At 60.2% G+C, this 16270-nt stretch carries 15 protein-coding genes and 2 pseudogenes; 5 read left to right on the forward strand and 12 right to left on the reverse strand.

Annotated elements, in window-relative coordinates; translation table 11 throughout:
• The 7 genes and pseudogenes from IHN22_RS09530 to IHN22_RS09560 form a co-directional block, all read right to left on the reverse strand.
• Positions 1 to 182: pseudogene (locus IHN22_RS09530) on the reverse strand (glucosamine-6-phosphate deaminase); the annotation flags it as partial.
• Between the two features lie 75 nt (positions 183 to 257).
• Entirely contained in the window at positions 258 to 1163 is a 906-nt protein-coding gene (locus tag IHN22_RS09535) for a dihydrodipicolinate synthase family protein (RefSeq protein ID WP_087188303.1), read from the reverse strand.
• 118 nt (positions 1164 to 1281) lie between these two features.
• On the reverse strand, positions 1282 to 2127 hold the full coding sequence (locus IHN22_RS09540) for a carbohydrate ABC transporter permease (RefSeq protein WP_191434984.1): 846 nt from the start codon (positions 2125 to 2127) through the stop codon (positions 1282 to 1284).
• A gap of 12 nt (positions 2128 to 2139) precedes the next feature.
• Positions 2140 to 3012 carry a carbohydrate ABC transporter permease gene (locus IHN22_RS09545; RefSeq protein WP_365814066.1) on the reverse strand — a complete coding sequence of 291 codons (873 nt, stop codon included), beginning with the start codon at positions 3010 to 3012 and terminating at the stop codon, positions 2140 to 2142.
• Positions 3013 to 3203: 191 nt separating this feature from the next.
• Positions 3204 to 4556 (reverse strand): extracellular solute-binding protein, encoded by a 1353-nt coding sequence (locus IHN22_RS09550; protein ID WP_191434988.1) that lies wholly within the window; start codon positions 4554 to 4556, stop codon positions 3204 to 3206.
• Positions 4557 to 4715: 159 nt separating this feature from the next.
• Positions 4716 to 5570 carry a MurR/RpiR family transcriptional regulator gene (locus IHN22_RS09555; protein ID WP_191434990.1) on the reverse strand — a complete coding sequence of 285 codons (855 nt, stop codon included), beginning with the start codon at positions 5568 to 5570 and terminating at the stop codon, positions 4716 to 4718.
• A gap of 9 nt (positions 5571 to 5579) precedes the next feature.
• Positions 5580 to 6791 (reverse strand): AGE family epimerase/isomerase, encoded by a 1212-nt coding sequence (locus IHN22_RS09560; protein WP_191434992.1) that lies wholly within the window; start codon positions 6789 to 6791, stop codon positions 5580 to 5582.
• A gap of 199 nt (positions 6792 to 6990) precedes the next feature.
• Here IHN22_RS09560 and IHN22_RS09565 point away from each other — a divergent pair, with 199 nt between their 5' ends.
• Together IHN22_RS09565 and IHN22_RS09570 are read left to right on the forward strand one after the other, a co-directional pair.
• A complete protein-coding gene (locus IHN22_RS09565; protein WP_191434993.1) occupies positions 6991 to 8370 on the forward strand; it encodes an ROK family protein in 1380 nt (459 codons plus the stop codon).
• Positions 8371 to 9030: a GDSL-type esterase/lipase family protein gene (locus tag IHN22_RS09570; RefSeq protein ID WP_191434995.1), complete on the forward strand. Its 660-nt coding sequence runs from the start codon at positions 8371 to 8373 to the stop codon at positions 9028 to 9030.
• Positions 9031 to 9083: 53 nt separating this feature from the next.
• Here IHN22_RS09570 and IHN22_RS09575 read toward each other — a convergent pair whose 3' ends face one another.
• The 3 genes from IHN22_RS09575 to alr all read right to left on the reverse strand — a co-directional run bounded on the left by IHN22_RS09575 (position 9084) and on the right by alr (position 11377).
• The gene (locus IHN22_RS09575; RefSeq protein ID WP_191434997.1) at positions 9084 to 9629 is read right to left on the reverse strand and encodes a hypothetical protein; all 546 of its coding nucleotides are present in this window, start codon (positions 9627 to 9629) and stop codon (positions 9084 to 9086) included.
• Between the two features lie 54 nt (positions 9630 to 9683).
• Positions 9684 to 10049: a type II toxin-antitoxin system PemK/MazF family toxin gene (locus IHN22_RS09580; RefSeq protein WP_087188294.1), complete on the reverse strand. Its 366-nt coding sequence runs from the start codon at positions 10047 to 10049 to the stop codon at positions 9684 to 9686.
• 200 nt (positions 10050 to 10249) lie between these two features.
• Complete coding sequence (alr, locus tag IHN22_RS09585) at positions 10250 to 11377, reverse strand: alanine racemase (protein WP_191434999.1); 1128 nt, start codon at positions 11375 to 11377, stop codon at positions 10250 to 10252.
• A gap of 272 nt (positions 11378 to 11649) precedes the next feature.
• On the opposite strand from alr, the gene IHN22_RS09590 reads away from it, so the two are divergent.
• Positions 11650 to 11982 (forward strand): hypothetical protein, encoded by a 333-nt coding sequence (locus IHN22_RS09590; RefSeq protein ID WP_087188292.1) that lies wholly within the window; start codon positions 11650 to 11652, stop codon positions 11980 to 11982.
• Between the two features lie 36 nt (positions 11983 to 12018).
• On the opposite strand, the gene IHN22_RS09595 is transcribed toward IHN22_RS09590, so the two are convergent.
• Both IHN22_RS09595 and IHN22_RS09600 read right to left on the reverse strand, forming a co-directional pair.
• Entirely contained in the window at positions 12019 to 12618 is a 600-nt protein-coding gene (locus IHN22_RS09595; RefSeq protein WP_191435001.1) for a hypothetical protein, read from the reverse strand.
• Between the two features lie 24 nt (positions 12619 to 12642).
• Positions 12643 to 14178 carry an NAD(P)H-hydrate dehydratase gene (locus IHN22_RS09600; RefSeq protein WP_300986252.1) on the reverse strand — a complete coding sequence of 512 codons (1536 nt, stop codon included), beginning with the start codon at positions 14176 to 14178 and terminating at the stop codon, positions 12643 to 12645.
• A gap of 380 nt (positions 14179 to 14558) precedes the next feature.
• Here IHN22_RS09600 and pheS point away from each other — a divergent pair, with 380 nt between their 5' ends.
• The gene (gene pheS, locus IHN22_RS09605) at positions 14559 to 15527 is read left to right on the forward strand and encodes a phenylalanine--tRNA ligase subunit alpha (protein WP_191435003.1); all 969 of its coding nucleotides are present in this window, start codon (positions 14559 to 14561) and stop codon (positions 15525 to 15527) included.
• Positions 15528 to 15545: 18 nt separating this feature from the next.
• Positions 15546 to 16270: pseudogene (locus IHN22_RS09610) on the forward strand (phenylalanine--tRNA ligase subunit beta); the annotation flags it as partial.

Genomic DNA, 16270 nt, shown 5'->3' on the forward strand with positions numbered 1-16270 from the left:
ACCTCCGCGAAGGACAGATCGCCCTTCTTGTACCAGTCCACCAGCTGCTTGTAGGTTCCCACAGGGGTACCGCCGGTGGCGAGACCCAGCACGCAGTCGGGCTTGTAGATGACCTGGGCGGAGATGATGTTGGCCGCCCGGCGGCTCATGGCCTGATAATCTTCCGATTGATAAATACGCATAATAATGTAACTCCTAGCCTTTCATATCAAAGTGGGGCGGGCGGGTCACCGCCCGCCCCGGAACTTGATCTGGGATCAGCAGTATTTGGCAATGGCAGCGGTGATCATGGCATAAGCCTCGTCCACCACGGCGGCATCGCTGTCGATCAGGCCGGGCATAGGCTTACGGACGGAGCCGCAGTTCACGCCGTTCTTGGCCAGGATGGCCTTCATCACGGCATACAGGTTGCCGTGAGCGGAGCACATCTTATAGATGATGCGGCAGATATCGTTCTGAATCTGGCGGGCAGGCTCCATCTCGCCCTTCTGGAAGTGCTCATACACCTTCAGGAAGAGCTCGGGCATAACGGCATAGGTGCCGCCGATGCCGGCGCAGGCGCCCATGGCCAGACCGGACACATACTGCTCGTCGGGACCGTTGAACACGATGACCCCGGCATCCTTCCACATCTGGATGTCCTGAACAGGCATGGAGGAGTTCTTCACGCCGATGACCCGGGGATTCTTCTGCATCTCAGCCAGCAGAGAGGGAGTCAGGGCCACACCGGCCAGCTGGGGAATGTTGTAGATGATGAAGTCGGTGTTGGGCGCAGCGGAAGAGATGTCGTTCCAGTAGCCGGCGATGCCATACTCGGGCAGGTGGAAGTAGATGGGGGGAATGGCGGCAATGGCATCCACACCCAGGCTCTCAGCATGAGCAGCCAGCTCCATGCTGTCGGCGGTGTTGTTGCAGGCAACGTGGGCAATGACGACCACCTTGCCCTTGGCCTCGGCCATCACGTTCTCCAGTACCACCTTGCGCTCAGCCACGCTCTGGTAGATGCACTCACCGGAGGAGCCGCCCACATACAGACCGTTGACACCCTTGCCAATCAGGTAGCGGGTCAGGGCGCGGACCTCGTCGGGAGAAATGTTGCCGGCCTCATCATAGCAGGCGTAAAAGGCCGGAATCACGCCCTGGTATTTTTTCAGATCGCTCATTTCAATATTCCTTCTCTCAAAACGATAATAAACGAACTTGGAGGATAAATCAACCCTTAAATACGCACACCGCAGGGTAAAATGAATGTACCGGCGGAGTAGCGTCCGGTCAGCGGGATCAGCCCTTGACCGCGCCCATGGCGATGCCCTGGGTGAAGTACTTCTGGAAGGCGATGAACACGGCCACGATGGGGATGGCGGCCAGGGTGGCGCCAGCCATGATGAGGCCGAAGTCGCTGGACATCTCGCCCTGCAGGCGGGCAATACCCAGAGAGATGGTCCAGTTGGTGCGGCTGGTCAGCATGATCAGCTGGAGGAAGTAGTCGTTCCAGGAGTTGACGAAGGTGAAGATGGCCAGTGCGCCGATGCCGGGCTTGATCATGGGGAACACCACGCTGAAGAAGGTGCGCAGCTCCCCGGCGCCGTCCACCCGGGCGGCTTCCAGGATCTCATTGGGTATGGTTTCAGAGAACTGTTTCATCAGGAACACGCCGAAGGGCCAGCCTACGGTGGGCAGGATGACGGCCCACAGAGTATCCGCCAGGTGCAGAATGTTCATCTCACGCAGCAGGGGGATGACAATAACCTGCTTGGGCAGGGCCATGGCGCAGATGATGATGGTGAAGAGGAGAGCCCGGCCGTAGAACCGCTTCTTGGCCAGGGCATAGCCGGCCAAAGCGGCGGTGAGGCAGGTGAGCACCAGCGCACCCACAGCCATGATGATGGTATTGAGCAGCCACCAGCCGGCGGGATTCTTGAACAGCTTGGCGTAGTTCTCCAGGGTGGGACTCAGGGGGAACCACTGAGGTGTACGGGCGTTGATGGTCATGGCGTCCTTGAAGGAGCCGGTGACGATCCAGTACAGCGGGAAGATGAAGAAAATCGCCAGGAGGATCAGGATCACGACGGTGATCACCTTATAGCCGGTGGAAGTGCCGGCCAGCTTGCTTTTCGCGTTATTCATCTTCTCACCTCCTTAACCGTTGTCGGTCTTCGCGAACTTGAACTGGATGGCAGAGAAGATCGCGATGATGATGGCCAGGACCACGCCCATAGCGTTGGCGTAGCCGAAGTTCTGGTTGTTGTACGCCATCTGGAAGATGTAGTACATAATGGTGTCGGTGGCATGGTTGGGTCCACCGGAGGTCAGCAACTGGATCAGTGCGAAGCACTGGAAGGAGTTGATGGTGGTGATGACCAGGATGTACAGGGTGGTGGGCATGATCTGGGGCCACTTGATCTTCCAGAACACCTGGAGCTTGGTGGCGCCGTCCACCTGGGCCGCCTCCACCAGAGACTGGTCCACGTTGCCCAGGGCAGCCACATACAGCACGATGGGCTGGCCGATAGAGGTGGTGAACAGGATCAGGATGATACACCAGATAGCGGTAGCGGAATTGCCCAGCCAGTCATAGCCGGTGGTGCCGAAAATCTGGTTCAGCAGGCCGTTGTAGGGGTTGAACATCCACTTCCACACTACGGTAACTGCCACAGTACCGGTAACCACGGGCAGGTAGAACACGCAGCGGAAGAAGGAGCGGGTCACCGCCTTCATCTGATAGATGGCGGAGCTGACCCACAGGGAAAAGGCGGTAACGGCGGGCACCGCTACCACGACGATGATGACGGTATTCAGGAATCCCTTCCAGAAGATGGGGTCCTGTGCCATCTTAACATAGTTGGCAAAACCAATGAACTTGGTGGCGGAGCTGTCCAGGCCCATCTCCTGGAAGCTGAACACCACGCACATGATCATTGGGATCACCACAAAGCCGATAAAGAAGACCAAGCTGGGCAGCAGGAACAGGTAGGCGGAAATGGTCTCCCGCCGGACCAGGGCCTTGCTCATGCCGGAGAACTGGGACCGCTTCTCCTTCTTGGGCTTCTTCGCGACCGTTGCTACGGCGTTTTGTGCCATGAGATTCTCCCCTCTTTTCGAACTTATTTGCACACCTCTCCAAATCATTTTGGAAAAGCAACTGTGCCCGCCCCCTCACAGGGAGCGGGCACAGAAAGTGCGTCAAATCATACTTGCGCCGCTTAGCCGATGGCAGCGTTGCTGGCGCTGACAAACTCGTCAGCAGCAGTCTGAGCATCCACGCCGCCGGTCAGGATCTTCTGAAGCATATTCCACCAGTTGGTGCGCTGCTCGGTCCAGCCGCCGATGACGTTGTAGTAGTCGCCCATGTAAGGCATCAGGGTCAGGAACTCAGCGGCATCAGCCTCGGTGTCGGTACCCTCGTACACGTTGCCCAGAGAAGCACGGACGGGGAAGAAACCGGTCAGCTGCACGCTCTCCTTGGACTGCTCGGGATCGTCGCAGATGTAGCGGATGAAGTCCTTGGCAGCCTCGATCTTGGCCTCGTCGCCGTTGTCAAAGATACCGAAGCCCCAGATGCCGCCGCACAGCTCGGGCACGCCGTCGTCAGAGGGGAAAGCCATGGCATAGGGGGTGAAAGCAACCTGAGAAGCGTACTGAGCCTTGTTGGAAGCGTTCCAGCAGAAGGTCACAGCAGCGGTGCCGTTGGCAAACTGCTGCAGCTCATCAGCAGCCTGGAAGCCGGCGTTGGCGTTCAGAGAGCCATTGTCCACCATGGACTTGATGAGCTCCAGAGCCTTCACGTTCTCAGGAGAGTTTGCGGTGTACTCAGTGTGGTCGGCATTGGTGTAGGTGCCGGAGTACAGGTTGTTGACGAGAGCGCGGGTGCCCTGGTCGCCGCCCTGGCCGCCGCAGTAAACGATACCGGGCACGGCCACCAGACCGGAGTCGCGGACGGCCTCCATGGCCTTCACGAAGTTGTCAGTAGTCCAGGTGCGGGTCTCCTCGTCGATGTACTGCAGAGCACCAGCCTGCTCAAAGACCTCATAGTTGATGGCCATGCAGTGGGTGGTCATGCACAGAGGATACTCATAGTACTTGCCGTCCAGCTGGCAGGCATTCACAACAGCCTCGCTGGTGGCGGCGATGTCGGCAGTGGCCTCTTCGGTCCACAGGTCGGACAGGTCCACCATCAGGTTGTTGGCGCCCCAGTTGGTCACCAGACGCTCGGGACCCTCCATGATGATGTCAGGAGCAGTGCCGCTGGTGATAGCGGAGGTAACCTGAGTATCACCGTTGGTGTAGTCCAGCAGCTCGAACTTGATGGACACGCCGGGGTTGGCGGCGGTGTACTCATCGATCAGAGCCTGCATGGTGTCATAGTCACCAAACTTGCCGATGGGGTAGGTCCAGATGGTCAGCTCCACAGCCTCGCCGGAGCCGGAGGGAGTGTTGCCGGACGGGGTGTCGGAGTTGCCGGCGGGGGATTCGCTGGTGCCGCCGCCGCCGCAGGCAGCCAGGCCCAGAGACATGGAGGCAGCCAGCATGAGCGCAAGAATACGTTTCTTCTTCATCATTCATCCTCCTCATTTTTGATAATTTTCGTGATTACTCAGTGGTAACCCGTTGTGTAGATTGTACAGTTCAACACAAGATTTGTCAATAGCGAATTGCACATTTTCTTTCTTCTTTTGCGGTGTCTGCAAATTTTTTTCAAATTCCACTGTTGACGGTCAAATGTGTTTGTCTGACAACACTTCAGCCACCAGTTCCTGTCTGGCACGGCAGCCCTCCCGATCCCGGCGGCATACCTCATGGAAGAGTACATCCATCAGATAGAGCTGGGCAATACGGGCAGCTACGGAACCGCCCTGGAGGGGGCCCTCCCGGGAACCGCATTGAAGCACAATGTCGGCATAGGCGGCGCCGGGAGACTTGGGGAACCGGGTAACCAGGATGATCCGGGCTTTCCGGTCCCGGATGATCTGGAGGTTCTTCATCAGCTCCTTGGTAGAGCCGGAGTAGGAGAAATAGATGACCAGATCGCCTGGGGTCAGCTGAGAGGCGGCAATCGCCTGAAGATGGGAGTCCATGACCGCTGTGAAATTCAGCTGAATGGTGCTGAACAGGTGGGCACACTCCTGGGAAAGGATCATGGATCCTCCCTGGCCCATGCACAGTACCCGGCCGGCGGAGACGATCATATCCGCCGCCTTGCGCACCGCATCCGCCTGGATTAACTCCAGGGTCTGGGCCAGGGCCTCGGAATCACTGCGATAAACAGCGCGGCACATTCCCTCCACGCTGTCCTCTTCCTCTTCTTCCTCGCCACTGGCACTGTGATCCATCCGTCCGGCAGTAGCGTTGGCAATGGCCAGCTTGAAAGCACTGTAACCTTTATAACCCAGCCGCTTGCAGAAGCGTGAGATGGTGGCCTCGGCCACGCCGGCCTCCTCCGCCAGTTCCGAGATAGACATGAACTGGGTCTGCTGCTGGTGGATAACAGCATAATCGGCCACCTTTTTCTCCGCGCTGGTCAGCTGATAATATTCACTATTGATCTTTTCAAAAACATCAACTAAGGGCATAACCAGCTCTCAATTCCGCTCCAGGATCTGGCCGATCATCTGATCGCACATGATGAGCATCCGAGGCAGGTGGAAGGGACCTTTGAAGGTGGAACCCTTGCAGGGAGGCTCGGTGGGCTTGCCGTCCCGGCGCAGATAGCCGTACCAATCGCCGTACTCAGGATCGGAGAAGTATTTCTTGCAGTAATCCAGGGTCTTTTCAAACCACTCCAGATACTTCTCGTCGCCGGTATCACGATAGATCATCATAGAGGCGATGAGGATCTCGTCGTGAGGCCACCACAGCTTCATGTCGTGCTCGTAGGCCTCGGGGGGACGGCCCAGGCAGTCAATAAAGTAGAGCAGTCCGCCGTACTCCTTGTCCCAGCCGGCATTGATGGCCTGGTCAAAGATCTTGATAGCGGTAGCGTGCTGCTCCTTGTTGCCCCGCAGGTTGGCGTCCTCCATCAGGAACCAGGAGCACTCGATATCGTGGCCGGGATTGACCACACGGCCCTCGGTCACATCGCCCCGGAACTCGCCGTTGGGACCCACGCTCTCCAGAGTGCAGCCCAGCTCGGGCTTATAGTGGTAGCGGAAGATCTCGTCCACACACTGAGCGGCCCGCTGGTTATACAGCTCAGCCTGCTCGGGGTCCACCCGGCGCAGCACGGAGGTGATGTTCAGGTAGATCATGGGGTTGGCCAGAGCGCGGCCGGAACGGGTCTCAGGAATGGTCTTGGGGCCCAGTCCGGTGGGGTCCTTGATCAGGCCCTGATTCAGATTCCAGATCAGCTCATAGGCAGCGCGGGCACGCTCCAGGCACTCCTTGTCCCCGGTAACACCATAATATTCGGCGTTGGCGATGGCGTAGAACCCCTCAGAGAAACAATAGCGGCGCTGACGCAGGGGCTTGCCGTCACCGGTCACGGTGAAATACATCCGGTTGCCTGCCTCCCGGTTGATGCAGCAGCGCTCCATAAAGTCCAGGCAGCTCTTGCTGGCGGCCAGCCACTCGTCCTTCACCCCGTAGGTGTGGCACAGATAGGCAAACATCCAGGCGCAGCGGCCCTGCATCCATACGCTCTTGTCGGTGGAGAAGATTTTGCCTTCCCGGTCCAGGCAGGTGTAGACGCCCCCGTTCACCGGGTCCATGCCGTTTTTCAGCCAGAAGCTGACGCTCCGCTCCAGCTCTTCTTTGATCCATTTCTGATGATCCTGCAGACGTGCAGTGATATCCATAATCGCAATTCCCACCTTTCCATTATTGGGAGTTTACCTCCCGTTGGTTCCATCATACCCGTCGGTCCATCCCCCGTCAAGACCCGGGAAGAAAATAATTTTCAGAATCCTGAAAATATGCTTGACAGATAAAAAAAAACTGGTAGCCTATACATATAACGAGCTTTCTGTCTCCCATTTATGTTAAGGAGGATGTCTCATGAAACATCTTGGCATTGAAGTTCCTGTCAAACACGTCCCCGAACTGGACCCCGGTTTCCTCCCCCTGGGCAAATTTTTTGCATCCTTCCTGAAGGACGCCAAAAAGCCTCTGGATCTGGCCGTTGAGCGGGCCGGCGGCGAGGTAGCCGTCTACAAGACCTTCATCCACGGTACCCCCGACATGGCTGAGGCCGACCGCTACTATGTGGACCGGCTCATCAAGACCATGCTGTGGTATATGGGCGGCTTCAAGGTGTACATCAGCGGCGACAAGGAGATCTTCGAGGCCATGAAGGCCACCTACTGTGTGGGCGGCAAGCGTTCCTTTGATGCCGACTTCATGTCCAATGTGTATGAGAAGCCTTTTGAGGTTGTGTACTGCGACCAGGTGCCCGCCGAGAAGAGCAATCCTCAGGCTGTGGGCCGTCACCTGGGCGGCTGCCGCATTGGCTTCGACGCCGGCGGCTCCGACCGCAAGGTGTCCGCCGTCATCGATGGCGAGCCCGTGTTCAGCGAGGAAGTGGTCTGGTATCCCAAGGTCACTGCCGACCCCGACTACCACTATGAGGGCATCGTGTCCGCCCTCAAGTCCGCCGCCCAGCATATGCCCCGGGTGGATGCGGTGGGCGTCTCCTCCGCTGGTATCTACATCGAGAACCGCACCATGGTGGCCTCCCTGTTCCTGAAGGTGCCCAAGGAGGACTTTGACGCCAAGGTGAAGGACATCTATATCCGCGCCATTAAGGATACCTTTGGCGATGTGCCCTATGTGGTAGCTAACGACGGCGACGTGTCCGCTCTGGCCGGTGCCATGAGCCTGGAAGAGAACAACATTATGGGCATTGCCATGGGCACCAGCGAGGCCGTGGGCTATGTGGACCAGAATGGCAATATCACCGGCTGGCTCAACGAGCTGGCCTTCGCCCCCGTGGACGCCAACCCCGGCGCCATGGAGGACGAGTGGTCCGGCGACATCGGCTGCGGCGTGAAGTATTTCTCTCAGGACGGTGTCATCAAGCTGGCCCCCGCCGGCGGCATTGAGCTGGACCCCGCCCTCTCCCCCGCCGAGAAGCTGAAGGTGGTGCAGAAGGCTATGGAGGAGGGCAACCCCGGCGCCGCCGCGGTGTACCGCTCCATCGGCGTATATCTGGCCCACTCTCTGGCTCTGTACTATCACTTCTACGGCTTCAAGCACGTGCTGCTGCTGGGCCGCGTTATGTCCGGCAAGGGCGGCGACCTGCTGCTGGATACTTGCAAGAGCGTGCTGGCTGACGAGTATCCCGAGATCGCTTCCAAGATCAACCCCACCATGCCCGACGAGAAGGCCCGCCGTGTGGGTCAGTCTGTGGCCGCCGCCTCCCTGCCCGAGATCAAGTAAATGCGGCGCCACATCGTCTGTCTGGGAGACTCCAACACCCATGGCTACTGTCCCGATCCTGCCGACTGCGCCGACGGTTCCTGCTTCCGCTTCAATGAGGAGGAGCGTTGGACCTGCCGGCTGCAGCAGGCTCTGGGAGACAGGTATCTGGTGGTGGAGGAGGGTTTGTCCGGCCGCACCACCGTGTTTGATGACCCGGTGGAGGAGGGCCTGTCCGCCCTGTCCTGCCTCTATTCCTGTCTGAAAAGCCACAAGCCGGTGGACCTGCTGGTGGTCATGCTGGGTACCAACGATTCCAAGGAACGCTTCGGGACCAACGCCTACACCATCGGCCGGGGTATGGAACGGCTGGTCCGGGCCGCTCAGGCCCTGGACTGCTGGCCGGACGGCAAGCCCAACATTCTTATGATTGCTCCCAAAGCCATTGAGGAGGGTGTCTATACCTCCCCGGTGGCCGATGAGATGGGGCCCGGCTGTGTGGAAAAGACCCGGGGGCTGGCGGCGGAATATGAGGCCGTGGCCCGGCTGACCGGCTGCGCCTTTCTGGACGCCAATACCCTGGATCTTTCCTACAATACGGTGGACTATATGCACCTGACCCGGGAGAGCCACGCCAGACTGGCCCAAGCTCTGACCCATCTGATTCCCACCCTGATCTGAATAAAAAATGTGGACGGCGCTGCCGTCCACATTTTTTATCTCTATATACATTATTATTTAATGGTATAGCCACCCCGGACCATGATGGTCACATCGGTGGAGGCCTTGATCCCCCGGCCATCGATGGTTGCCAAATACAGGTGGTTGGTGGTCAGGTTTTTCCCGCCGGCCAGGGCCGAGCCGTCAGTGGTGTCGATGAGGCCGGGGGCTGTATCGGACACACAGACTGCCGTGCCGGTCCGCAGCAGAAACTCGCAGGCCGCGGTGCCCACCACAGTCTGTCCCGCCTTCAGGTTGACAATCTGGAACACACCGCCGGCGGAAGTGGAATCGGAACTGCCGCTGAGGGCTTTTTCCACCTCATCCACATAGCCGTCCACCACACCAGACAGCTTCTTTTCCAACTCAGACTGCTTGTCCGCCACTTTGTCATCCACCTGATCCAAAATGGCCGGGATCGCCTGATCCTCCAGATAGCTGAGGGTAACCAGGGGGTCATTCTTGCTGCCCTGCTGCCCGGCGGCCACCGCCACCCCTACCAGCGCCAATGTAACCAAGCCGCCGGAGATCAGCCGGACCAGCCCTTTTCTCTGTTTCATATGTACCTCCTGTCTGACGGGGAGCCGCCCTCGGGGACGGCTCCCTTCTTGTCTTTAAACCATGGTTCCTGTGTGCAGGCCAAAGCTGACCGCGATGGCGTTGTCCACCCGCTGCATCTGCGCTTCGTCCAGCCGACCCATGTGCTCTCTCAGCCGCCTTTTGTCCAGCGTCCGGATCTGTTCCAGCAACACCACCGACTCCTTGGGGAGACCGTAGGTGTTGGCTGAGAGCTCGATGTGGGTGGGCAGACGGGCCTTGCCGGTCTGGGACGTGATGGCCGCCGCGATCACAGTGGGGCTGTGCCGGTTGCCGGTGTCGTTCTGCACGATGAGTACCGGCCGCACGCCTCCCTGCTCGCTGCCCACCACAGGGCTCAGATCGGCATAAAAAATGTCTCCGCGTTTTACGCTGTTGTCCACAAAAGCTCACACTCCGCCGGAAAATAGTCACCAGCGTCACACGACCGGAGGCCTATGTAACGCGGTCACTATGATTCTCCCACGGGGCGGCGGGAATTATACCCGTCCTGCAAAATTTCGCGGGGCAGGCCGGTCCTCCGCCGCCTGGCCAGGCCTTTCTCCCCCGGCCCATTGTATGCGTCTGCCGGACAGCCGGTGCCTCAGTCCAGGTAGGCCCGGTGGACCCGGGGGGACACAGCGCACAGCAGCTCATACTGGATGGTGCCCGCCAGAGCAGCCACATCCTCAATGGGCAGGTGCTCGCCGAACACCTCCACCTCATCTCCCGGCGCCACGTCCAGCCCGGTGACGTCCGCCATACACATATCCATACAGATCCGGCCCACAATGGGAGCCCGCTGGCCGCCAATCAGCACCTCCAGCTTGTCGGAGCACAGCCGGGGCAGACCGTCGGCATAACCGATGGTAAGAGCGGCCAGTTTGGTCTCTCGATCCAGCACATGGGTGCAGCCGTAGCTCACCGGGGTCCCGGCAGGCACAGCCTTTACCGAGGCCACCCGAGTCTTAAGGGTCATCACCGGCCGCAGTCCGGGGCCGTCCAGCCCCTCGCAGGAGGGATCTGGATAGTGTCCGTACAGGGCGATGCCAGGCCGGACCATGTCCAGGTGGGTGCAGGGGAACTTCAGGGCAGCAGCACTGGCGGCGCAGTGACGGATGGCAAAGGTGATCCCCCGCTCCTTCAGCGCCTCCAACAGATCCAGAAAACGGGCAAACTGGAGCATGGTATAGTCCTCATCCCCGTCGGCATTGGCAAAGTGGGTGTAGATCCCCTCCGCCTCCAGTCCGGGCAGAGCACACACCTGGGCCATTGTCTCCACCGCAGCACTCAGGTTCTCTCCGCCGCACAGCCAGCCCAGCCGGGACATCCCGGTATCCGCCTTCACATGGATCTTCAGGGTCTTACCCGCAGCAGCTGCCGCGTTGGATAGGGCGCGGGCCATCTCCACATCATAGACCGTCTGGGTGATGCCATTGTCCAGCAGAGCTTCCGCCCGATCGGTGGGCGTATAACCCAGAATCAGGATAGGGGTGGTGATTCCAGCCTGGCGCAGCTCCAGAGCCTCGTCCAGGCAGGCCACTGCCAGATATTCCGCGCCCAGCGTCTCCAGCCGCCGGGCTACCTGTACCGCGCCGTGGCCATAGGCGTCCGCCTTCACCACGCCCAGAAACCGGCAGCCTTGGGGCAGCATGGCCCGCAGCGCCCGATAATTATGTTCCAGATTGGACAGGTCGATCTCCGTCCATGTTCTTGTCTGCGTTTGTTTCATCTGATTTCCTCTTTACCTTGAGATACAAAATGCCCGCCGCCGGGCGGCTGACACAGCAAAGCTGCCAAAGGACAGTTCATTGGTCCTTATTATACTACGCCGCCCCGCCGGTCACAACCCCGAACCGAACGCTCTTTCATGGATTTTTCATCTAATGTTCATACAATTTCCAAGACATTTTTCCTGCTTCCGGATATACTATAGGCATAGAAACAGTTTTCGCACCATGCTCCCGCCGCCTGTATCAGGCGGGATCTAAGGAGGTTTGTTCCATGATGGAAGATGTAGGAAAGGTATTTGCCGATGTAGGCCTGGCCAGCGTAGGCCTGGTAGCTCTGGCTGCCGAGCAGATGGGTAAGGCCGGCAAGTTCCTGGTGGAAAAGGGCGCCGCCGCGGTGGAGGAAGGCCGCAAGCACGGCGCCGAGCTCCAGCGCAAATGTCAGGAGGAGGCCCAGCGCCGCCGGGAGGAGCAGTTCGACCGGCACGTCAGCCAGATGAATGCCCAGCAGCGGGAAGAGCTGCGCCGCCGTCTGGCAGAGTTGGACGACCTTGAGCAGGAAGCCGCTCAGGCCGACTCTGAGGACAACGATACCACCGCATTTTAATACAGCGGGGTGCTGCCAGGCAGCACCCCGCTGTATTTATTCCATCGTTGCAAAGCCGGAAAAGACGCACTGGATCACGGTAAAGCCGTCCTGGGACAACTCTCCCCGAAGGAGGGCGTGGCTGTCCGGATCAAACCAGAGGGAGCACTCCTGGCCCTCCCCTGCCTTGGCCTCCGGGTCCCGGCAGATCACCCGCAGAACCTGCCCCTCTCCGGTCTCCTCCATGGCACACTCGGCGATAAAACCCTCGGTGGCATAGCGCAGTAAGACGGGTACCGCCTCCATGGGACTCATACCGCTTTCATCCAGGGGGCCGGTCTCTACCCACACGCCGTCATATTCCAGATACCCGCTGCCGTCCTTCAGCCGGGCGGTCACTCCGGCCACGGCGTCCGGGCTGGTGACAGTGAGTACGCTCTCCCCTTCCCGCCGGTACTCCAGATCCAGGCCATATTCATAGACCCGCTGTCCATAGTCAGCGGTCACAGTTAATTGGGCGGTACACCCCTCCATAGCCAGATATTCGCCCCGGATGTCCAGGGCCAGCTGCTCTGCGCCGGTAGCCCCGCCGCCGCAGGCAGCCAGAGCCAGGCACAGGGTTATCGTCAGTACGCACGAACCAAACCGGCGGCGCACTCCGTCTCCCCCTTTATTCCATGCTTATTCCACAGATTCCTTGATCACCCGGGGCAGCGCCGCCACCACGTCGGTAGGCGTCATGCCGTACTCCCCAATCTCCTGGGCGCACAGATCACCGGCCGCGCCGTGGAGCCACACCGCCATGGGCACCGCCTGCCGGGCGGGCAGGCCCTGTCCCAGCAGGGAGAGGATCACTCCCGCCAGCACGTCGCCGCTGCCTCCCTTGGCCATACCGGGGTTGCCGGTGGTGTTGATGTAGGCGGTACCGTCCGGGAAAGCGGTGATGGTGCTGTGACCCTTGAGCACCAGACAGCAGGTATGCTCCATGGCAAAGCGCCGGGCCGCTCCCAGCCGGTCCCCGTCGGACAGATCGCCTCCCAGCCGGGCAAACTCCCCGTCATGGGGGGTAAGCACCGTGTGAAGGCCCTGCCGGGCGTCCAGTACATCTATATGTCCTTCCAGGGCGTTTATGCCGTCGGCATCCAGGATCACGGGGATATGGATCTCATGCAGCAGGTGGCGTACCACAGCCGCCACACCATTGCCCCGGCCCAGGCCAGGGCCGATGAGGCACACACCGCAGCCCGCCAGCTTATGATGGATCACTTCTCCAGCCTCCAGAGACAGCTGCCCCTCCTTGCCTGCCGGCAGGGGGTAGGGCATAGCCTCGTCCAGCTTGGCTGCGGCTACCGCCCAGATGGGGGCAGGCACTCCCACCGACACCAGCCCCGCGCCGGAGCGCACTGCCGCCTGGGCAGCCAGCACCGGAGCGCCGGTATAGCCCACACAGCCTCCCAGAATGGCGCATCGCCCAAAGTCCCCCTTATGGGCGTCCAGAGGCCGGCGGGGCAGGCGTACATCGGCCGCCTCCACGGTACTTACCGGGCAGTCCAGAGCATCCACCAAATCTTTGGGAATCCCAATATCGGCTACCGTCAGCTTGCCGGTACACAGTCCGCCTTTCCCTACATAGTGGCCCGCTTTGGGCAGGGTGAAGGTAACAGTGCGGGCGGCGTGTACCGCCTCCCCCAGCACCCGGCCGGTGTCGGTCTCTACTCCGCTGGGGATATCGGCGGACACCACCGGGATATCGCAGGTGTTCATCATATGGACGGCGGTAAGGGCATCCCCCCGTATATCGCTGTTCAGCCCGATGCCGAAGAGGGCGTCCACCATCACATTGGCCTCCAGGCACCAGGCGGCAAACTCAGCATCATCGGGCTGGAAGGGTTCCAGTTTTCCTCCTGCCGCCGCCAGTTTCGCCTCCATGGCTCGGGTATCCTGGGTCATCTTCTCATGGCTGCCCACCAGGACACATCGCACTTCAAATCCCGCCTCCAGCAGCTGCCGGGCGCAGGCCACGCCGTCGCCGCCGTTGTTGCCCGGCCCGCAGAAGCACACCACCCGTCCGGCACAATCCCCCGCCAGGCTCATGACCTCCTCAGCCAAGGCCGCCGCCGCCCGCTCCATCAGGTCGGTGGAGGGAATTCCCCGCTCCTGAATGGCGATCCGGTCGGTTTCCCGCATCTGCTGTGCTGTGGCGATCCACATATTCATACACACTCCTGTTCCTTGGTTCTTTCGTTCAGGCAGCCCCATTATATGCTGTCCATCCCGCCTCGTCAATTTTAATCTTGCACTTTCTGTCAAACTGTGCTATAAATAATCTTACTTGCGAAGAAGGGAAAAAGAGCGGTTCCCCGCCCAGCAGAGAGCGTCCGTCACCGGCTGAAAGCGGATGTGGGGTTGGCCCGTTCGGTTCGTCCTGGAGCGGCCCTGGAGACAGGGACGGATTTGCCCCACGTTATCGGGGCCAAAGTGCCCGCTGCGTGCGGGAATTGCGGGTGGTACCGCGGAAGGTTTGCCTTTCGTCCCAATAGATTGGGATGGAAGGCTTTTTTGTTTACAAATTGTATCACTGCAAAGGAGCTGCGAATATGAAGGAAACACTGGATACCATACGCCGGGAAGCGCTGGCCGCACTGGACGGCGCCGGCAACGCCCAGGAGCTGGACGCCCTGCGGGTGAAGTACCTGGGTAAGAAGGGCGAGCTTACCGCCGTTCTGAAAATGATGGGCAAGCTGTCCGCCGAGGAGCGCCCCGCCATGGGTCAGCTGGCCAACGAGGTCCGCTCCGCCCTGGAGAGCGCCCTGGAGGCCAAGGGCAAGGAGCTGGAGGCCAAGGCCCTGGAGGACCGGCTGAAGGCTGAGGCCCTGGACATCACTGTCCCCGGCAAGGCTGTTAAGGCCGGCCACCGCCACCCCATGTATATCGCCCTGGATGAGATCAAGGAGATCTTCATCGGCATGGGCTTCACTGTGCTGGACGGCCCCGAGGTGGAGCTGGCCAAGCTGAATTTTGACCGCCTCAACGCCGAGGAGGGCCACCCCTCCCGTGACTGGTCGGACACCTTCTATTTTGACGAGGACAGCCGTGTGATGCTCCGCTCCCAGACCTCCCCCATGCAGGTCCGGGCCATGGACACCATGGAACTGCCCATCCGCATCATCGCCCCCGGCCGTGTGTACCGCAAGGACGAGGTGGACGCCACCCACTCCCCCATGTTCCATCAGGTGGAGGGCATGGTCATCGACAAGGGTGTCACCATGGCCGACCTGAAGGGCACTCTGAATACCGTGGTGGAGCAGCTGTACGGCAAGGGCACCAAGACCCGGTTCCGTCCTCACCACTTCCCCTTCACCGAGCCCTCCTGCGAGATGGACGTGCAGTGCCACAAGTGCGGCGGCGTGGGCTGCCCCACCTGTAAGGGCGAGGGCTGGATCCCCAATGTGTACTCCGGCTGGGCCTTCGGCATCGGTCTGGAGCGTACCGCCATGCGCCGGTTCAAGATCGCCGACCTGCGGCTCATCTTCGAAAACGACGTGCGGTTCCTGGAGCAATTCTAAGAAAGGAGTGTAGGAACAATGAATCTGAGCAGAAAATGGCTGAATGAATTTGTCACTGTGACTGCCTCCGACAAGGAATTTGCCGAGGCCATGACCCTGTCCGGCTCCAAGGTGGAGCTGACTCACGACCTGGGAGAGGAGATCTCCAATGTGGTGGTGGGCCGCCTGCTGTCCATGGAGCGCCACCCCGATTCCGACCATATGTGGATCTGCCAGGTGGACGTGGCTCAGGACGAGCCCATCCAGATCGTCACCGGCGCCTGGAATATCCATCCCGGTGACCTGATGCCGGTGGCCCTCCACAAGTCCACCCTGCCCGGCGGCGTGAAGATCCAGAAGGGCAAGCTGCGGGGCGCGGTGTCCAACGGTATGTTCTGCGGCCTGGCTGAGCTGGGTCTGGACACCCGCGACTTCCCCTACGGCGTCATCACCCCCGCCGCCATTCTGGGTGACTATCACCCCCTGGACAAGGACAAGCCCTCCATCCCTGCCGACATCCAGCCCGGCCACAAAGTCTATGGCCCTGTGGTGTGCGCCAAGGTGACCGGCGTCACCACCACCGGCTATTCCGCCTATGACGTCACTCTGGATACCGGCGACGGCACTGCTACCGTCTCCACCACCTGCCCCAACCTCCACGAGGAGGACCTGGTGGCCTACAACACCAAGAGCAATACCATTTGCACCCTGGAGGATCTCCACGCCCAGCAGGCCGAGTTCCCCCACTGCATCCCCGACGGCAT

Source organism: Flavonifractor sp. An112, from assembly GCF_904377885.1.
GTDB lineage: Bacteria > Bacillota > Clostridia > Oscillospirales > Oscillospiraceae > Flavonifractor > Flavonifractor avicola.